Origin of the sequence: Mesorhizobium sp. B2-1-1 (genome assembly GCF_006442975.2) — a bacterium.
Lineage (GTDB): Bacteria > Pseudomonadota > Alphaproteobacteria > Rhizobiales > Rhizobiaceae > Mesorhizobium.
Map to the genome: position 1 here is coordinate 5,474,781 of NZ_CP083954.1, position 17,316 is coordinate 5,492,096.

Consider the following 17,316-nt stretch of genomic DNA (forward strand, 5'->3'; position numbering starts at 1 on the left):
TGAAGAGCCACTCCGTGAAAGGTGATTAACGAAACGTTATCGTCATGGTGCTAACAGAACTCGACCCACCATGCGGTGACACGGATGATCCCTTTGCCATCGGACGGTTCGGTATCGATCGCGGGACGATCCCCCCGGCTTGACACGCAGGCCGTCGAAGCCGTCGTCACCTTGCCGACCTTCAAGCGGCCGGACCAGGTCCTGCAAACGCTGGCGTCGCTGCGCGCGCAGCTGACCGGCAGGCCCTTTGCCATCATCGTCATGGAGAACGAGGCCGAGGCGCGTGCCGGCGCCCAGGCGTCGCTGCCGCTGTTCGAGCGCGGCGACATACCGGGCATGGTGATCATCGCGCATCAGCGCGGCAATTGCAGCGCCTACAATGCCGGCTGGCAGGCGGCGATCCTGCACTTTCCGAATTTCAGGCACCTGCTGGTCATCGACGATGACGAGATAGCCGATCCGCACTGGCTGGAACGGATGTGCGCGGCGGCCGAAAGCCTTGGCGCCGATATTGTCGGCGGCCCGCAAGTGCCCGACTTTGCCGATCCCGCCCATGCGCGCTGGGCCGAGCATCCGGTTTTCGCGCCGCCCTACCGCAAGACGGGCCTCGTGCCGGCGCTCTATTCGTCCGGCAATCTCCTGGTCGGGCGCAACGTGCTTACCGCCATGGGGCCGCCGTTCCTCGACCTGAGATTCAATTTCATGGGCGGCGGCGATTCCGACTTCCTGAGCCGGGCGGCGCAGCGCGGCTTTGTGCTTGGCTGGTGCGCCGAGGCCAGGGTGACCGAGACAGTCCCGGCCCGTCGGGTCGAGGCCGACTGGATCCGCGCCCGCAGCCTGCGCAACGGCGTGATCTCGACGCTGGTCGAAAAGAAGAAACGCGCCGGCACCCCGCTGGCCGGCGTCAAGGTGTTGCTGAAGAGCCTGGCCCTGCTTGCCGCCTCGCCATTTCGCGGCGCCGCCAGGCTGGCACGGACAGGATCGCCCGCGGCCGCAATCTACCCTGTCCATGTGGCGCTGGGCCGCGTGCTGGCCGAATTCGGATATGCCAATGAGCAATACCGCCAGCCTGAAAAGAACTGAGCGCGCGCCGCTCGGCGCCGCGTTCACGCGCGACGGCGTGGCAACCGCGATCGCGGCGCTGCTGTTCACCGTCATCCTGGTGTCCTTCCGCCCGTTCCAGCCCGCGGGCGCGGAACTCACCGGCGAAGGCGGCGACATCGTCAACCAGCTCGGCTTCGGCTCGCTCGGCGCCGTTTCCGTCTTTTCGCTGATGGCTTTCGCCGACCCGCGCATCGTGCGCTCGCTGCTCAGCCCTTCCTGGATGCTGATGCTGGGCTTCTTCTTCCTGTCGGTGGTGCTGGCGACAGACCCGCCCTCGGCGATGCGCGCCGCCTCCTTCACCATGATCGGCATCCTGACCATGGCGACGATCCTTGTGCTGCCGCGCGATGCGGACTCCTTCTCGAAGGTCATCATCTTCACCGCGGTGGCGGTCATGGGCCTTTCCTACCTCGGCCTCATCGCCTTTCCGCACGAGGCAATGCACACGGCCGATTCGCAAGAACCGGAACATGCCGGCCTGTGGCGCGGCGTGTTCACCCACAAGAACATCGCCGGTCCGGTCATGGCCTGCTTCAGTTTCGCCGGCCTCTATCTCTTCCGGCGCGGGCAGCGGTTCTGGGGCGCCGGAATTTTCGTCGCGGCGATGGTGTTCATGCTGCACACCGGATCCAAGACCACGGCCGGCCTGGTGCCGTTCTCGATCCTGATCGTCATGTTTCCGAGCCTCATGGGCATGCGGCTCGGCACGCCGATCCTGTTCGCGCTGGCGATCATCGCTACCGCGGTCGGCACGCTGGGCATCGTTTTCCTGCCGCCGGTGAAACAGCTGGCGGCGATCTATTTCCCCGGCCTGACCTATACCGGGCGCACCACGCTCTGGGAGTTCGCCGGCGAGATGCTGGCGAAGAAACCGTGGACCGGCTACGGCTATGAGAGTTTCTGGGGAACGCCGCTGCTGCTCAACCAGGATCAGCCCTTCGACCGACCGTGGGATATCAGGACCATCGTGCACGGCCATGACGGTTATCTCGACATCGCGGTCCTGATGGGCATTCCGGCCCTTTGCGTGGCGGTCTACACTTTCCTGATCGCCCCTTTGCGCGACTACATGCGCATTCCCTTGCGCAAGGAAAACATCTATCTCGGCGACTTCTTCATGATGGTTGTGCTGTTCGCCGCGCTCAACGCCTTCCTCGAAAGCTTCTTCTTCCATCGCGGCGATCCGGTGTGGCTGTTCTTCGTGCTCGGTGTGCTTGGGCTCAGACAGGTTTCGCTGCGCCCGGTCGCGCTGCGCAACGGCGGTCGTGGCGCGAGATTGGGCCACTCCACCTGACAGGGCTTCCCCGTTGATCCGCGAGCGTTTATGTGAAGCCTTTCCTCGGAGGGCTTTCGATGACGATCAGGCTTGTTCTCGCCGGCTGCGGCAATATGGGTTACGCCATGCTCTCGGGCTGGCTGAAATCCGGCAAGCTTGCACCGTCGTCCGTTTTCGTGGTCGAGCCCAATGCCGACCTGCGCCAGCGCGCGGCCGCACTGGGATGCGGAACGGCTGCCGACGCCACCGATATCCCGGCCGGTGCCGTGCCTGATCTCATCGTCATCGCCGTGAAGCCCCAGGTGATCCGCGACGTCACCGCCGCTTACAAACGTTTCGGCGAAGGGCGCACCACCTTCGTCAGCATTGCCGCGGGCACGCCGGTCGCCACCTTCGAGGAAATCCTGGGCGACCGCGCGCCTGTTGTGCGCTGCATGCCCAACACGCCTGCTTCCATTGGCAAGGGCATGATGGTGGTGTTTTCCAATCCGCTGGTTTCCGACGACACCAAGCGTTTCGTCGCCGACCTCTTGTCGGCCAGCGGCGAAGTGGCCACCATCGACGAGGAGGGACTGATGGATGCGGTGACCGCCGTGTCGGGATCGGGGCCGGCCTATATCTTCCATTTCATCGAAGCGCTGACCGTCGCCGCCGAGAAGGCGGGCCTGCCGGCGGCGACCGCCAGGCTGCTCGCCATGCAGACCGTCTATGGTGCCGCCTCCCTCGCCGCCGAAAGCGGCGAGGAGCCGGGCCTGCTGCGCCAGCAGGTGACCAGCCCGAACGGCACGACGGCGGCGGCGCTTGGTGTGCTGATGGGCGAGGACCGGTTGACCAATCTCCTCACGCAAGCGGTGGAAGCGGCGCGGCTGCGGTCGATCGAACTGGGGAAATAGAGCAGACTCCCTAGGCCAGATCGGTATGCGAGAAGTCGTTGCCTTTGTAGAGCAGAGCAGAGCCACGACTCTTTGCGCATGCATAGGACAGGCAATCGGCCAGGTTGAGTTGGGCGGGATGCCCGCGTCCTTTTCCATAGTCTGAAAAAGCTTGGACCGCGAGCTTGGCGTCGCCGGCGTCGATCGGAACGATTTCGATTTCGGACTCGCGCAGAAAAGCCTCTATCGCCACTTCAGCGACAAGCGGCTCAACGGCCAGCATAGTTGAAAGCCGCATAGCCGCTTCGAGCACCACCAACGCGGAAGTAATTTTGCGAGGTGCTACCGCGATGCGGTTGCTCCACTCGCCAGCATCTCCCTCTCCCGAAAGAATTGCGACGACCACCGAGGTGTCGACAAACATCAAGAGTGGCCCCACATCTCATCGATCTCATCCTTGTCTACGGGCCGGCCGCCATGACCAGCTCTGGCTTTGAGTTCATCAGCGATGGTAGCCAGCCGCTGCGCCAACGGAGCGCGTCCACTTTCCCGTTTCAGTTCGGACTCAAGAGCTTCGATCACCGCCTCGGTCATCGAAATCTTGCGTTTGGCGGCGAGCCGCTGTGCCAGCTCACGTGCACGCGGGTCCCTGATCTGGAGGTTCATTGGTCGATCCTCAGCGTCATCTGCCATTACAATATAGTGCATCTGTCATGACAGCGCCACAACGGGCTTATTTTCCGTACAGCATCTCATCCTGCAGCCGGCGCAGAGCGAACAGTCTCGTCGCCCGGTCGGGTGCGGCGTTGTCGGCCGTCAACAGCTCGCCTTTCCTCACCGGTTTCAGCACCTTGCCGCCCTCGAGCAGGCCGACCGGCACGGCACGCCGGGCGCGAGCGTCTTCGACGGTCATCGTCCAGGAGCGATAGCAGGTCTCGCCGATCGCATCGAAGGTTTCGCCGGCGAGCAGATCCCGCTTGGCGACGGCGCATACCTCGGCGACCGGCCTTGGCAGCGGCACCATGTCGGGCTTGCCGAAGAGCACGATGCGGGCTGCCGTCAGCGGGACTTCCAGCGAGGTCAAATGGTAGGGCCGGAACAGGCTGTAATAGGGACCGTGGCCGATATGCAGGTCGTCCATGCGCTCGACGATGCGCGGGTGGGTCGCCTCGACGATGACGAAGACACCGGGTGCGACACCCTTGCCGACCGTGTAGTCGACAACGCCCTTTTTCGTGAGCAGCCCGCCATGCTCGCGCGGAATGAGCACCTTGACGAGGTCGTCGCGGTCGGCCTTCGGGCCGTGCATGCCGGGCACATCGGGCACCAGCCCGGTGGCGTTGGCGATGGCGCACATCTCGACCATGGTTTTCGAACCGTCGACGAACTCGACCAGCATGCGCGGGTTCATGTTGCGGCGGATCGCTTCCTCGCGATAGTCGTCGGGCACGGCATCGTGGTTAAGCGGGTTGTTCTTGCCCTTGCCGGCCGAGACGATGGTCAGGCCCAGTGCGGAGGCGAACTCGATCAGCTCCATGCAGCTCGAGGGCTCGTCTCCGGCGCCGACCGAATAGACGACGCCGAGGCGATCTGCCTGCTGCTTGAGATAGCAGCCGATAGTGACGTCGGCCTCGACATTCATCATCACCAGATGCTTGCCATGCTGCATCGCCATCAGGTCGAAGTCGGCGGCGACGCCGGGCTTGCCGGTGGCGTCGATGACGACGTCGATCAGCGGATTGGTGACCAGCATCTCGTTGGAGGTGATGGCGATCTTTCCCGACTCGATCGCCGCGGTGACTTTCGAAGTGGTATCGGCTTCGACGGCCATCGCTTCGTCACCATAGGCGATGCGGATCGCTTCGCGTGCCGTGTGCGGACGTCTTGTCGAGACCGCGCAGACCGAAATGCCGGGCATCAGCATGCCTTGCGTGACCAGATCGGTGCCCATTTCGCCCGAACCGATGACGCCGATGCGTACCGGGCGGCCCTCGGCGGCACGGCTGGCGAGATCGCGGGCGAGCCCGGTCAAGGCGACATTGGTCATGCGGGGATGTCCACAGCTTCCTGGTTCGCGTCGGATTAGCAGGGAATAGCTCCTCCTTGCCAACGAAACTGGCCTCGACAGTCAATTTCCCATGAAATCGCGCGGTATAGAGGCGCTCGGCCCAGTCCCGACTGGACCGAAGCGGGGCTCCGAACTCGGCGACAAAGACCTGACGACTGCCAGTCCGCTGTGCCGGCGGCTTCTCATGATAGGAATTTTTTCTTGACCGGGTGAGGGCAACTATGCTACATATTTGCCTATGGTGCTGAGTTGCGCCAAGGGCCCGCCGCACAGGCGGGTTTTTCCGTTCAATGCTCCGTCAAGAGCGCACAGGCGAAGGCTCTCCGTCAGCCCGGATGCCTTGGGTTCAAAGACTTGCCAATTGACATTGCCTTGAACTGCCTCAATAAAACATTCGTTCGCCAGCGAAGGCAAATGTTCATCCCGCATCACCGAGCGGGACGCATTCCGCCTCGCGGGCAGAACGGGGAGTGCCTTTGCGCCGAGGTTGGCGGCAAAGGCGTTGGAGGTCAACGGAGCATCATTTCGAACCCGGGGGTAGGGCTCGGTGCTCCAGGGGAGGACAAATGGACACTATTCTTGCGGGCCTCAAAGGGGCCATCGACACGCTCGGCGCAACAGTGCTGCTGCCGATCGTCATTTTCATCATAGCCGTCGTTCTGGGCGCAAAGGTCAGCAAGGCTTTTCGCGCCGCTGTCACCATCGGCGTCGCCTTCATCGGCATCAACCTCGTGCTTGGCCTGATGTTCACGTCGATCGGCGACGTCGCCAAGGCCATCGTCACCAACACCGGCATTCATCGCGACATCATCGATGTCGGCTGGCCGTCGGCGGCCGCCATCGCCTTCGGCTCGTCGGTCGGCCTGTGGGTCATCCCCGTCGGCATCCTGGTCAACATCGTGCTGTTGCTGACGCGCATGACGCGCACGCTCAATGTCGACGTCTGGAACTTCTGGCACTTCGCCTTTGTCGGCTCGCTGGTCGTGGCGGCGACCGACAATCTGGCCTACGGCATCGCCATCGCGGCATTGGTCGCGGCACTGTCGCTGCTGTTCGCCGACTGGTCGGCGCGCGCAGTGCAGCAGTTCTACGGCGTGCCCGGCATTTCGGTGCCGCACCTGGCTTCCGCGCAGATCCTGCCGATCGCCATCATCCTGAACTGGATCATGGACCGCATTCCCGGCATCAACCGCATCAACATCAACACCGAGACCATCGAGCGCCGGTTCGGCGTGTTCGGCGAACCTGTCGTGCTCGGCTTGATCATCGGTCTCGTGCTTGGCGCCATCGCTTTCTACAATGCGGGTGACCTCGGCACGGTGTTCGCCAAGGTGCTGGGCACCGGCATGACCCTGGCAGCCGTCATGCTGCTCCTGCCGCGCATGGTGAAGATCCTGATGGAAGGGCTGATCCCGGTTTCCGACGCGGCGCAGGAATTCGTGCGCAAGCGCACGGGCGACCGCGAGCTTCTCGTCGGCCTCGATTCGGCGATCCTGATCGGTCATCCCGCCGCGATCTCGTCATCGCTGATCCTGGTGCCGATCGCGATCATCCTGTCGGTGATCCTGCCGGGCAACCGCGTCATCCTGTTCGCCGACTTGGCGGTCATTCCCTTCATCGTCGCCATGACCGCGCCATTGGTCAAAGGCAATGTGTTCCGCATGGTGGTGATCGGCACGGTGACGCTGGCGATCGGCTTCTACGTCGCCAACGCGCTGGCGCCGCTGTTCACAAGTGCTGCCGTCGCCTCGGGCTTCAAGCTGCCGGCAGACGCGCTGCAGATCACCTCCGTCGTCGACGGCTTCCTGTGGGTGCCCTATGTGATCATCGAGGCGATCCAGGGACTTGGCCTTACCGGCATCGTCGTGATCGCCGTGGTCATCGCGGCACTGTTCGTCCTCTATCGCCGCAACACGCTCGGCTGGGAACGGGCAGCGGGCGCCGAGGACGAGCCGGCCGAAGGCACGGCCTGAGCCTCATCACGCCTGACGTTTGAAATGATCGTGCGCCCTCCCCGGGCGCACGATTTTATCGACGGAGCAAAAACATGTCTGACGGACTCATGCAGCTTCTGGACCCCGAAGCGATCGTGCTCGGATCCGATGCCTCGACCAATGAGCAGATCATCCGCATCCTGGCCGGCCGGCTCGAGACGCTCGGCTATGTCAAGAACTCCTATGCCGACGCGGTCGTGCGTCGCGAGTTGACCATCCCGACAGGACTGCCGCTGGAGCGCCCCGACAATGTCGCGGTGCCGCACACCGATCCCGAACATGTCCTGAAGCCCGGGATCGCTTTGGGCACATTGAAGCACCCCGTCGTCTTCGCCAACATGGAAGACCCTGACGAGAAGCTGCCGGTCGGCTTCGTCTTCCTGCTTGCCATCAATGACAAGGACAAGCAGATTGAAGCGCTGCAGGCCGTCATGGCCACCATCCAGAATCCAGATGCATTGGACGGCCTGAGGTCGGCCACGACGCTAGACGACGTTCGGGCCGTGCTCGGCTGAACAAGGAGAAGAAAGAGATGTCCAGACAGAAAACAATTCTCTTTGCCTGCGGCACGGGCATAGCCACCTCGACCGCGGTCAACGTCGCCGTCACCGAGGCGATGAAGCAACGCGGCCTGACCTTCAACGCCCAGCAGGCCAAGGCGACCGAAGTGCCGGGGCTGGCCGACAGCGTCGACTTCATCGTCGCCACGACGCCGATCTCGGCTTCGGTGACCAAGCCGGTCATCAAGGGCCTCGCCTTCCTCACCGGCATCGGCAAAGACAAGGTGCTCGACGAGATCGAGGCGCAACTGCGCAAGTAGGCCGCGGCACGCGCTCGGTTTCAGGTCACCCTGACGTAGCTCGTCATGCCCGATTTCTGATGCTCGATGATGTGGCAGTGCAGCAGCCAGTCGCCGGGGTTGTCGGCGACGAAGCCGAGGCTCACCTTCTCGTTGGGCTGGATGAGATAGGTGTCTGAAATCAGCGGCTGCACGGGCCGAGTCGAGGATGACAGCACTTTGAAGCTCATGCCGTGCAAATGCATCGGATGCGATTGCGGCGTCAGGTTCTCCATGTCGATGACATAGCTCCTGCCAAGCTTCAATTCGGCCAGCGGCGCGGTCGGATCCGGCGTGTCACCCGGCCACGGCACCTTGTTGATGGCCCAGAAACTGTAGCCGAGCGAACCGCATATGCCGTCGCTCGGAATGTTCTCGGCCGTGGCGCTGAGCGCCAGCGAAATATGCTGGGCAGCGGAGAGATCGACCTCCGCCACCGGATTGGCCTCCAGCGGCGCGACATCACGAATGTCGCGCTTCAGCGACTGGCCGACCGCACGCAAGGTCGCCAGCACCTTGGGTTTGGTGCCCCTGACGTCCCGCAGGCTCACGACCGCGCCCTCCGCGTCCGGCATGCGGATGGCGAGTTCCATGCGCTGTCCCGGGCCAAGCAGCAAGGCATCGGGCGAAAAACGCTGCGGCACCGGATTGCCATCCTGCGCGATCACCGTCGCCTCCGCGCCGTCGACGCGAAAGGCATGGATGCGCGTCACGTCGGTGATGGCGACGCGCAGCCGCACCAGCCCGCCGGCCGGCGCGTCATAGTGCGGCTGGTCGAGCCAATTGGCCGTGCGCACCGTGCCATAGGTGCCGGTTCTCGCGGCATCGCGCGGCCGGAACTGGTCGATGAACTGGCCATCGTCGCCGAGACGCCAGTCGCGCAGATTGAGGACGATTTCGGCATCGAATTTCGGATCACCGGGATTTTCGACCACGATGACGCCGGTCAGGCCGTGCCCCATCTGCTCCAGCGTGTTGCAATGCGGGTGGTACCAGAAGGTGCCGGCATCGGGCGGCGTGAAGGCATAGTCGAAATGATCGCCGGTATAGACGTAGGGCTGGACCAGGAACGGAACGCCGTCCATCTTGTTGGGGACCCGAACGCCGTGCCAATGGATCGTCGTCGGGTCGTCGATGGCGTTGACGAGCCGGGCGGCGAAGGGCTCGCCCTTTTTCATCCTCAGCACCGGCGGCATTCCGGCGCTGCCATAGGTCAGCACTTCCCGGGTCGGGCCGATCTCCATCAGCCTGGCCTGGATTTTGGCCGTCTGCAGCACCACCGGCTCGGGGCCGGCGGCGGCCCAGCCGCCAAGCCTCCCCATCGCGGCGAGCCCGCCCGCACCGGCAAACGCTGCCGATTTCAGAAGTCGACGGCGTGTGATCAAGGTCATGCTGCGCTCCAGCGGGAAAGCCCTCGGAATCGCCGACTTGGATCATGATCGGGCGGCCAGCGCAAATGCCGATATCGGCATTTGCATCCCGATGAAGCCGCAACCAGCGCCGTCTGCGCGGACGGCGCTTCGCCCTGCGACTCTGATCGGGACGACGGCCGCCAGGTCATGCTTCAAGGCACTGACCGGAGCGGACTCGCCCGGGTCGCCAATGCCGATGTTTTCAACCGTCCGATCGGGCGGGTGGGTAGCGGAAGGGCGTCAAGCGGTCGCCCCCTATGGGCAGGCGCTCGTCGCGGAGGAAAGCAAGCAGGCCGATTTGCTCCCGCCATGAAAGCGCGACGAGAACCAACCTTGCGCGAAATCTCGGATTCAGGTGCCGGATGCGCCTTTTTTTGCCCGTTCGTGCCGCAAGGGCTTAAGAATGGGACGGATGGCGCTGAAAATGTCGGGCAGTCTGGTGCTGCGAGAGAGGATTGAACTCTCGACCTCTCCCTTACCAAGGGAGTGCTCTACCACTGAGCTACCGCAGCCGCTGATGGCGGGGCTTCTGCCATATCGAACCGGCAAGCGCAAGGCCAAGTGCAAAGCATCTGTGAAAGCCTTTGCCGGATACGTTTTGATGACATGGCCGCGCCACAATGTTGGTTATGCCTGAAATAGCGGCCTGGCCGGCCGCCGGCTAGGACGGGACGATGAACGACAAGACAATTCCACCGAAAAAGGGCGGCACCGGCCGCAAGGACCGGCTCGCCGAGCAGCTGCGCGCGAATCTGCTGAAACGCAAGGCACAGTCGCGCTCGCGGCGCGCCGGCGAGGCCGACAAGCGGCCGGACGGGGTCGGCGCGGCGAAGGAAATACAAAAAGATTAACTCAAATCCGCCACTCTTGGGTCGGGTGCCAGGAAATCCTATTTCTTGAACCAGCTTGGCCGATGGTCTAGACGGGCCGATAATCAAACGATTGAAACCGGCTTTCAGGGCCGAGGGGATAGTCTTCATGGATCGCATCAGAATTGTCGGCGGCAACAAGCTCGCCGGAAGCATTCCGATCTCGGGCGCGAAAAACGCCGCCCTGCCGCTGATGATCGCGTCGCTTCTGACAGACGACACGCTGACGCTCGAAAACGTGCCGCATCTGGCCGATGTCGAGCAGCTGATCCGCATCCTGGGCAATCACGGCGTCGATTATTCGGTCAACGGACGCCGCGAAAAGCAGAATGAAGGCTATTCGCGCACCATCAACTTCTCCGCCCGCAACATCGTCGACACGACGGCCCCTTACGAGTTGGTGTCGAAGATGCGCGCTTCGTTCTGGGTCATCGGCCCGCTGCTGGCCCGCATGGGCGAGGCCAAGGTGTCGCTGCCGGGCGGTTGCGCCATCGGCACGCGGCCGGTCGACCTGTTCCTGGAAGGCCTGCAGGCGCTGGGCGCCGACATCGACGTCGACACCGGCTATGTCATCGCCAAGACCAGGAATGGCCGCCTCGTCGGCAACCGTTATGTCTTTCCGAAAGTGTCGGTCGGCGCCACCCATGTGCTGATGATGGCGGCGTCGCTCGCCAAGGGCGAGACGGTGCTTGAAAACGCCGCCTGCGAGCCCGAGATCGTCAACCTCGCCGAATGCCTCAATGCCATGGGCGCCAGGATTTCCGGCGCCGGCACGCCAACCATCACCATCGACGGCGTCGAGGCGCTGTCGGGCGCGCGCGTGCGCGTCATCCCGGACCGCATCGAGACCGGCACCTATGCCATGGCCGTCGCCATGACCGGCGGCGACGTCGTGCTCGAAGGCGCGCGTCCCGATTTGCTGCAGACCGCGCTGGACGTGATCTCGCAGACGGGCGCCGAGATCACGCCGACCAATTCCGGCATCCGCGTCAAGCGCAACGGCGCCGGCATTTCACCGGTCGACGTGACGACGGCGCCCTTCCCGGCCTTCCCCACCGATCTGCAGGCGCAGTTCATGGGGCTGATGACCATGGCCAAGGGCAAGTCGCGCATCACCGAGACGATCTTCGAAAACCGCTTCATGCATGTGCAGGAACTGGCGCGTCTGGGCGCCCACATCACGCTTTCCGGCCAGACGGCGATCGTCGACGGCGTGCCGAAATTGAAGGGCGCGCCGGTCATGGCGACCGACTTGCGTGCTTCGGTCTCGCTGGTGATCGCGGGCCTGGCGGCCGAAGGCGAAACCACGGTCAACCGCGTCTATCATCTCGACCGCGGGTTCGAGCGGCTGGAGGAAAAGCTGTCCAATTGCGGCGCGGTGATCGAACGGATTTCGGCTTAGGCCAATCCCCGCCCGCCTCACGGCTGCGCGGACCGGAACGATCTCCGGATTCCTGCTTGAGCATGATCTTTTCCGAAAAGCGGTTTCCACTTTTCGGGATCATGCTCTAACAGAAGGCTGAACAGTCAATTTTCAGGTGCGAAATCCGCATGACCGGCCTCAAGCTTATCGCCCTCGACGACCAGGACCTGAGCATCGTCTCCGCCCACGTCCAGGACGCCGTGATGAAAGTCTCGGACCTTGAATACCTTCCCGCGGCCAAGCGTTTCGTGCTGACCATGAACCGTTTCGTCTGGGAGGCCAAATCGGGCTTCTTTCGCCAGCACAACGAACGGCGCCAGGCCGTGCTGCATTTCGATCGGGTTCTGGGCGCCAAGACCAGCGGCATTGCCCGCGACAAGCCGGCCGAAGTGCTGTCGCTGCTGGCGATCAGCTTCATCGAGATCAGCAAGCCGGCCGGTATCGTCGAGCTGATCTTTTCGGGAGGCGGCGCAATCATGCTCGATGTCGAATGCATCGAGGCCCGCCTTGCCGACGTCGGCGGCGCGTGGGAAGCCACGTCGCGCCCCGTGCACAGGACCTGAGCGATGGCCATCACGCTTCGTCAGTCCGACGCCGATTTCGAACAGCGTTTCGCCGCTTTCCTCACCACCAAGAGGGAAGTGTCGGCCGATGTCGACGCGGCCGTGCGCCAGATCATCGCGCGCGTGCGCGCCGACGGCGACGCGGCCCTCGTCGATTTTACCAGACGCTTCGACCGGGCCGACCTCAGGGAACTCGGCATTGCCGTGTCGAAGGACGAGATCGCCCGCGCCTATGCCGCTTGCGACCACCAGACGATCGAGGCGCTCGAATTCGCGCGCGACCGCATCCGCGCCTACCACGAGCGGCAGCGGCCGAAGGACGACCGCTTTACCGATGCCGCGGGCGTCGAGCTCGGCTGGCGCTGGACCGCGGTCGAGGCGGTCGGGCTCTACGTGCCGGGCGGTACTGCGAGCTATCCCAGTTCGGTGCTGATGAACGCCATACCGGCCAAGGTCGCCGGCGTGGAGCGCATCGTGATGGTGGTGCCGGCACCCGGCGGCGTCATCAATCCGCTTGTGCTGGTGGCGGCCGACCTTGCCGGCGTGCCGGAAATCTATCGCGTCGGCGGCGCCCAGGCGATCGCTGCCCTGGCCTATGGCACCGAGACGATCAAGCCGGTCGCCAAGATCGTCGGCCCTGGCAACGCCTATGTCGCGGCGGCCAAGCGCCAGGTGTTCGGCACCGTCGGCATCGACATGATCGCCGGCCCCTCGGAAGTGCTCGTCGTGGCCGACGGCGACAATGATCCCGACTGGATCGCCGCCGATCTCCTGGCCCAGGCCGAACATGACGCGTCCGCGCAGTCGATCCTGATCACCGACGATCCGGCCTTTGGCAAGGCGGTGGAGGAGGCGGTCGAACGGCAGCTGCCAAACCTGCCACGGGCGGAGACGGCGGCGGCGAGTTGGCGCGATTTCGGCGCGGTGATCGAGGTTGCGGCAATCGAGGCAGCGCTGCCGCTGGTCGACCGTATCGCGGCCGAGCATGTCGAACTGGCAATCGACGATGCCGAGGGCTTCCTGTCGCGGATGCACAATGCCGGTGCCGTGTTTCTCGGCCGCCATACGCCGGAAGCCATCGGCGACTATGTCGGCGGTTCCAACCACGTGCTGCCGACGGCGCGCTCGGCGCGTTTCTCGTCAGGCCTTTCGGTACTCGATTTCGTCAAGCGCACCTCGATCCTGAAGCTCGGGCCCGAGCAATTGCGCGCGCTGGCGCCCGCCGCGATCGCGCTGGCCAAGGCGGAAGGGCTCGACGCGCATGGACGCTCCGTCGCTATCCGGCTGAACATGTAGGCGCCATGTCGGGCTCCGATCAAACCCGGGCGAGGCTGATCGATGTCGAACTCGATGAATCGATCGGTCGTTCGACGCCCGACGTCGAGCACGAACGCGCGGTGGCGATCTTCGACCTGATCGAGGAGAACAGTTTTCAACCGGTCAATGACAGCGGCGCCGGCCCCTACCGGCTGAAGCTGTCGCTGGCCGAGTCCCGCCTGGTTTTCGCCGTGACGCGCGACGACGGTTCCGCCGTGGTGACCCATATCCTGTCGCTGACGCCGCTCAGGCGCATCGTCAAGGACTACTACATGATCTGCGAAAGCTATTACGACGCCATTCGCTCCTCGACGCCGAGCCATATCGAGGCGATCGACATGGGTCGCCGCGGCCTGCACAATGAGGGTTCGCAGACGTTGATGGACCGGCTCGCCGGCAAGATCGACATCGATTTCGACACGGCGCGCCGGCTGTTCACGCTGGTCTGCGTGCTCCATTGGCGGGGTTAACCCCTGACCGCCGGCGCACCGCCCCGTTCGATCCTGTTCCTGTGCGGCATGAATGCCGTGCGCTCGCCGATGGCCGAGCTGTTGGCGCGGCGCATGCTGCCGGCCAGCACCTTCGTCGCCTCCGCGGGCGTGCGCAGCGGCGAGCGTGACCCGTTCGTCGATGCCGTGCTTGCCGAGGAAGGCCTGTCGCTGGGCGAGCGCCACCCAAGGACGATGGACGAGCTGGAAGACGACTATTTCGATCTCATCGTCACGCTCGCGCCGGAGGCGCACCATGCCGCGCTGGAGCTCACCCGCTCGCTCGCCGTCGAGGTCGAATACTGGCCGACGCCGGATCCTACCGGCGCCAGCGGCACGCGCGAGCAGATCATCGCGGCCTATCGCGATGTGCGCGAACGGCTGAAGTTGCGCATAGGCCGACGTTTTTTGCTTCCGGAAGCAAAAAACGCGACGGATTAAGCGTGTTCACAAGCCGACGATTATCATATAGGTTCCGCCGAATTTCCGGCTAGAGTCGGATGCGGTTGGGTCTCTTCGACCTGACAGCTTCCGACTCTAGATCAAAGAAGTAGAGCATGATGTCGTCCGAAAACCGCTTCACACTTTTCGGCATCATGCTCTAAACGCCGGGAAACCATCCAAGCAAAGGTATCGAATGCCGAAGGAAGAAGTCCTCGAGTTTCCGGGTGTCGTCACGGAACTGCTGCCCAACGCCATGTTCCGGGTGAAACTCGAAAACGAACACGAAATCATAGCCCATACGGCCGGCCGCATGCGCAAGAACCGCATCCGCGTGCTGACCGGCGACAAGGTCCTGGTCGAGATGACGCCCTACGACCTGACCAAGGGCCGCATCACCTATCGTTTCAAGTAAGATCAAGGCCGACTGGTCCGCGATGAGCATTTTGCTGAAGCTGGTGCTTGCCTCGGGTTCGCCGCGCCGCATCGAACTCCTGCAGCAGGCCGGCATCGAACCGGACCGCATATTGCCTGCCGACATAGACGAGACGCCGCTGCGTGCCGAGCATCCGCGCTCGCTGGCCAAAAGGCTGTCGAAGGAAAAGGCCGAAAAGGCATTTGCCTCACTGAAGTCGGAAACCGACTACGCGCCGGCCTTGGTGCTGGCCGCCGACACGGTGGTCGCTGTCGGGCGGCGCATCCTGCCCAAGGCCGAGACGCTCGACGATGCCGCCAACTGCCTCGGATTGCTGTCGGGGCGTTCGCACCGGGTCTATTCCGGCATCTGCCTGATCACGCCCGGCGGCAAACTGCGCCAGCGGCTGGTCGAGACGCGCGTGCGGTTCAAGCGGCTGCCGCGCGAGGAGATCGACGCCTATGTCGCGTCGGGAGAATGGCGCGGCAAGGCCGGCGGCTATGCCGTGCAGGGGCTTGCGGGCGCTTTCGTCGTCAAGCTGGTCGGCTCCTACACCAATGTCGTCGGCTTGCCGCTTTACGAGACCGTAGCGTTGCTTTCGGGCGAAGGCTTCAAGGTCCATCAAAACTGGTCCTCGGCGCGGCCATGAGCGCGGACGACAAGGTGACGCCGCTGCGGCCAAGGCGCCCCTGCCCCGAATGCGGCAAGCCTTCGGCGCGCGAGACCTACCCGTTCTGCTCCAAGCGCTGCAAGGACATCGACCTCAACCGCTGGCTGAAGGGCGCCTATGTCATCAAAGCCCGCGACGACGAGGAAGAACCCGACGCCGACGAGCCGAAATAAGCTAAGAGCGACGCTTGGTCAGGCGGCTTCAGTCTTGCGGCTCACGCGTGCCCAGGCCGGCAGCCAGTCGCCGTGGGCGGCAAGAAGCTCGTCCACCAGTGACCATATCTGGTCGAGATCGAGCTCGGCTGCCGTGTGCGGATCCATCATCGCCGCATGGTAGACGTGTTCCCGGTTCTCGCTCGTCAGCGCCCGCACCGTCAGTTCCTGCACGTTGATGTTGGTGCGGATCAGCGCCGTCAATTGCGGCGGCAGGTCGCCGATGTAAGTCGGCTGGATGCCGGAGGCGTCGACCAGGCACGGCACCTCGGCGGCGCACTCGCGGGGCAGCGAGGTGATGCAGCCATTGTTGCGAACATTGCCGTAGATCACCGACGGCTCGCCGGTCCAGACCGAATTCATGATCGAGGAGGCATATTCCTTCGACTGCTCGACCTCGATGCGCTCGGCCGAACGATAGGCTTCCGCCTGTCCCTGCCAACGCTCGATCTGCTCGATGCAGCGCTTGGGATATTCATCCAGCGGGATACCGTATTTCTCGATCAGGTCGGGACGGCCGCTCTTGATGAAATAGGGCGTGTATTCGGCGAAATGTTCGGAGCTTTCGGTGACGAAATAACCGAGCCGGGTCAGCATCTCGTAACGCACCTTGTTGGGGCAGCGCGGATTCCAGCCGGGCTTGGGCGCGCGGCCATCGCGATAGGCGCGCAGGAGATCCGGGTAGAGGTCGCGGTAGGAGCCGTCGGCCTGGCGGTGCTCGAACTTCAGGTAGAAGGCCATGTGGTTGATGCCGGCGGAGCGATAGCGGATGTCCTCGTAGGGAAGATCGAGATCGTGCGCCAGTTCCATCGCGGTGCCCTGCACCGAGTGGCAGAGGCCGACCTGCCTGATCTCTGGATATCTCTCCGAGATCGCCCAGGTGTTGATCGCCATCGGATTGACGTATTGCAGCATGATCGCATCGGGGCAGACGGCGAGCATGTCCTCGCAGATCTTCCACAGATGCGGCACGGTCCTCAAGCCTCGCATGATGCCGCCGACGCCGAGCGTGTCGGCGATGGTCTGGCGCAGGCCATATTTCTTCGGCACTTCAAAGTCGGTGACGGTGCAGGGCTCGTAGCCGCCGATCTGGAAGGCGACGACGACGAAATCGGCACCGGCCAGCGCCTTGCGCTGGTCGGAATAGGTCTCCGCTTTCGCCTTCACGCCGAGCGTCGCGATCAGCTTGTTGACGACGACGGCACTCTCTTCCAGCCGCTGCGGATCGATGTCCATCAGCGCGATCGTCGCGCCCGAAAGCGCCGGCCGCTGCAGCACGTCACCGACGATGTTCTTCATGAACACGGTCGAGCCGGCGCCGATGAAAGTGATCCTGGGATGTCTTGCCACGCTA

General features: G+C 63.7%; 21 protein-coding genes and 1 tRNA gene. 15 read left to right on the forward strand and 7 right to left on the reverse strand.

All coding sequences use genetic code 11. The annotated features are described in order from the left end of the window. Nucleotides 1–84: 84 nt before the first annotated feature. The 3 genes from FJ972_RS26630 to proC are packed head-to-tail and all read left to right on the forward strand — an operon-like array spanning nucleotide 85 to nucleotide 3,273. Nucleotides 85–1,083, forward strand: coding sequence for a glycosyltransferase family 2 protein (locus FJ972_RS26630; protein ID WP_140525571.1), 999 nt, complete (start codon nucleotides 85–87; stop codon nucleotides 1,081–1,083). Next, complete coding sequence (locus FJ972_RS26635; protein WP_140525570.1) at nucleotides 1,052–2,398, forward strand: O-antigen ligase family protein; 1,347 nt, start codon at nucleotides 1,052–1,054, stop codon at nucleotides 2,396–2,398. Before FJ972_RS26630 ends, FJ972_RS26635 begins: the two co-directional genes overlap by 32 nt. 59 nt (nucleotides 2,399–2,457) lie before the next feature. After that, the gene (proC, locus tag FJ972_RS26640) at nucleotides 2,458–3,273 is read left to right on the forward strand and encodes a pyrroline-5-carboxylate reductase (protein WP_140501067.1); all 816 of its coding nucleotides are present in this window, start codon (nucleotides 2,458–2,460) and stop codon (nucleotides 3,271–3,273) included. A 10-nt stretch (nucleotides 3,274–3,283) separates the two neighbouring features. On the opposite strand, the gene FJ972_RS26645 is transcribed toward proC, so the two are convergent. The 4 genes from FJ972_RS26645 to FJ972_RS26660 all read right to left on the reverse strand — a co-directional run bounded on the left by FJ972_RS26645 (nucleotide 3,284) and on the right by FJ972_RS26660 (nucleotide 5,833). Continuing rightward, a complete protein-coding gene (locus tag FJ972_RS26645) occupies nucleotides 3,284–3,676 on the reverse strand; it encodes a type II toxin-antitoxin system VapC family toxin (protein WP_140501065.1) in 393 nt (130 codons plus the stop codon). Next, nucleotides 3,676–3,918, reverse strand: coding sequence for a type II toxin-antitoxin system VapB family antitoxin (locus FJ972_RS26650; RefSeq protein ID WP_140525569.1), 243 nt, complete (start codon nucleotides 3,916–3,918; stop codon nucleotides 3,676–3,678). The genes FJ972_RS26645 and FJ972_RS26650 overlap by 1 nt, the downstream gene beginning before the upstream one ends. Nucleotides 3,919–3,985: 67 nt before the next feature. After that, entirely contained in the window at nucleotides 3,986–5,299 is a 1,314-nt protein-coding gene (locus FJ972_RS26655; RefSeq protein WP_140525568.1) for an NAD(P)H-dependent oxidoreductase, read from the reverse strand. Between the two features lie 240 nt (nucleotides 5,300–5,539). Beyond that, on the reverse strand, nucleotides 5,540–5,833 hold the full coding sequence (locus FJ972_RS26660; protein ID WP_140525567.1) for a hypothetical protein: 294 nt from the start codon (nucleotides 5,831–5,833) through the stop codon (nucleotides 5,540–5,542). Between the two features lie 53 nt (nucleotides 5,834–5,886). On the opposite strand from FJ972_RS26660, the gene FJ972_RS26665 reads away from it, so the two are divergent. The 3 genes from FJ972_RS26665 to FJ972_RS26675 all read left to right on the forward strand — a co-directional run bounded on the left by FJ972_RS26665 (nucleotide 5,887) and on the right by FJ972_RS26675 (nucleotide 8,134). After that, nucleotides 5,887–7,293: a PTS galactitol transporter subunit IIC gene (locus tag FJ972_RS26665; protein ID WP_140525566.1), complete on the forward strand. Its 1,407-nt coding sequence runs from the start codon at nucleotides 5,887–5,889 to the stop codon at nucleotides 7,291–7,293. 74 nt (nucleotides 7,294–7,367) lie between these two features. Continuing rightward, the gene (locus tag FJ972_RS26670; RefSeq protein ID WP_140525565.1) at nucleotides 7,368–7,829 is read left to right on the forward strand and encodes a PTS sugar transporter subunit IIA; all 462 of its coding nucleotides are present in this window, start codon (nucleotides 7,368–7,370) and stop codon (nucleotides 7,827–7,829) included. Between the two features lie 17 nt (nucleotides 7,830–7,846). Further along, nucleotides 7,847–8,134 carry a PTS sugar transporter subunit IIB gene (locus FJ972_RS26675; RefSeq protein WP_140513359.1) on the forward strand — a complete coding sequence of 96 codons (288 nt, stop codon included), beginning with the start codon at nucleotides 7,847–7,849 and terminating at the stop codon, nucleotides 8,132–8,134. 20 nt (nucleotides 8,135–8,154) lie between these two features. On the opposite strand, the gene FJ972_RS26680 is transcribed toward FJ972_RS26675, so the two are convergent. Both FJ972_RS26680 and FJ972_RS26685 read right to left on the reverse strand, forming a co-directional pair. Next, nucleotides 8,155–9,543: a multicopper oxidase family protein gene (locus FJ972_RS26680; protein ID WP_140525564.1), complete on the reverse strand. Its 1,389-nt coding sequence runs from the start codon at nucleotides 9,541–9,543 to the stop codon at nucleotides 8,155–8,157. Between the two features lie 458 nt (nucleotides 9,544–10,001). Continuing rightward, nucleotides 10,002–10,076: transfer RNA gene (locus FJ972_RS26685), tRNA-Thr, on the reverse strand. A gap of 162 nt (nucleotides 10,077–10,238) precedes the next feature. On the opposite strand from FJ972_RS26685, the gene FJ972_RS26690 reads away from it, so the two are divergent. From FJ972_RS26690 to yacG, 9 genes are all read left to right on the forward strand, one after another. Further along, nucleotides 10,239–10,415: a hypothetical protein gene (locus FJ972_RS26690; RefSeq protein WP_140525563.1), complete on the forward strand. Its 177-nt coding sequence runs from the start codon at nucleotides 10,239–10,241 to the stop codon at nucleotides 10,413–10,415. A gap of 127 nt (nucleotides 10,416–10,542) precedes the next feature. Continuing rightward, entirely contained in the window at nucleotides 10,543–11,835 is a 1,293-nt protein-coding gene (gene murA / locus FJ972_RS26695) for a UDP-N-acetylglucosamine 1-carboxyvinyltransferase (protein WP_140525562.1), read from the forward strand. 149 nt (nucleotides 11,836–11,984) lie between these two features. Further along, on the forward strand, nucleotides 11,985–12,419 hold the full coding sequence (locus FJ972_RS26700; protein WP_140525561.1) for a DUF2948 family protein: 435 nt from the start codon (nucleotides 11,985–11,987) through the stop codon (nucleotides 12,417–12,419). A 3-nt stretch (nucleotides 12,420–12,422) separates the two neighbouring features. Beyond that, nucleotides 12,423–13,715 carry a histidinol dehydrogenase gene (gene hisD / locus FJ972_RS26705; protein WP_140525560.1) on the forward strand — a complete coding sequence of 431 codons (1,293 nt, stop codon included), beginning with the start codon at nucleotides 12,423–12,425 and terminating at the stop codon, nucleotides 13,713–13,715. A gap of 5 nt (nucleotides 13,716–13,720) precedes the next feature. Next, complete coding sequence (locus FJ972_RS26710) at nucleotides 13,721–14,206, forward strand: UPF0262 family protein (RefSeq protein ID WP_140501043.1); 486 nt, start codon at nucleotides 13,721–13,723, stop codon at nucleotides 14,204–14,206. Between the two features lie 48 nt (nucleotides 14,207–14,254). Beyond that, the gene (locus FJ972_RS26715) at nucleotides 14,255–14,665 is read left to right on the forward strand and encodes a low molecular weight phosphatase family protein (RefSeq protein ID WP_140501041.1); all 411 of its coding nucleotides are present in this window, start codon (nucleotides 14,255–14,257) and stop codon (nucleotides 14,663–14,665) included. A 196-nt stretch (nucleotides 14,666–14,861) separates the two neighbouring features. Continuing rightward, nucleotides 14,862–15,080, forward strand: a complete 219-nt coding sequence (gene infA, locus FJ972_RS26720) for a translation initiation factor IF-1 (protein ID WP_006200926.1) — start codon at nucleotides 14,862–14,864, stop codon at nucleotides 15,078–15,080. A 22-nt stretch (nucleotides 15,081–15,102) separates the two neighbouring features. Next, a complete protein-coding gene (locus tag FJ972_RS26725; RefSeq protein ID WP_140501039.1) occupies nucleotides 15,103–15,729 on the forward strand; it encodes a Maf-like protein in 627 nt (208 codons plus the stop codon). Next, complete coding sequence (gene yacG / locus FJ972_RS26730; protein WP_140501037.1) at nucleotides 15,726–15,923, forward strand: DNA gyrase inhibitor YacG; 198 nt, start codon at nucleotides 15,726–15,728, stop codon at nucleotides 15,921–15,923. The genes FJ972_RS26725 and yacG overlap by 4 nt, the downstream gene beginning before the upstream one ends. An 18-nt stretch (nucleotides 15,924–15,941) precedes the next feature. Here yacG and FJ972_RS26735 read toward each other — a convergent pair whose 3' ends face one another. Beyond that, nucleotides 15,942–17,312 carry an alpha-glucosidase/alpha-galactosidase gene (locus tag FJ972_RS26735; protein WP_140525559.1) on the reverse strand — a complete coding sequence of 457 codons (1,371 nt, stop codon included), beginning with the start codon at nucleotides 17,310–17,312 and terminating at the stop codon, nucleotides 15,942–15,944. Nucleotides 17,313–17,316 lie beyond the last annotated feature (4 nt).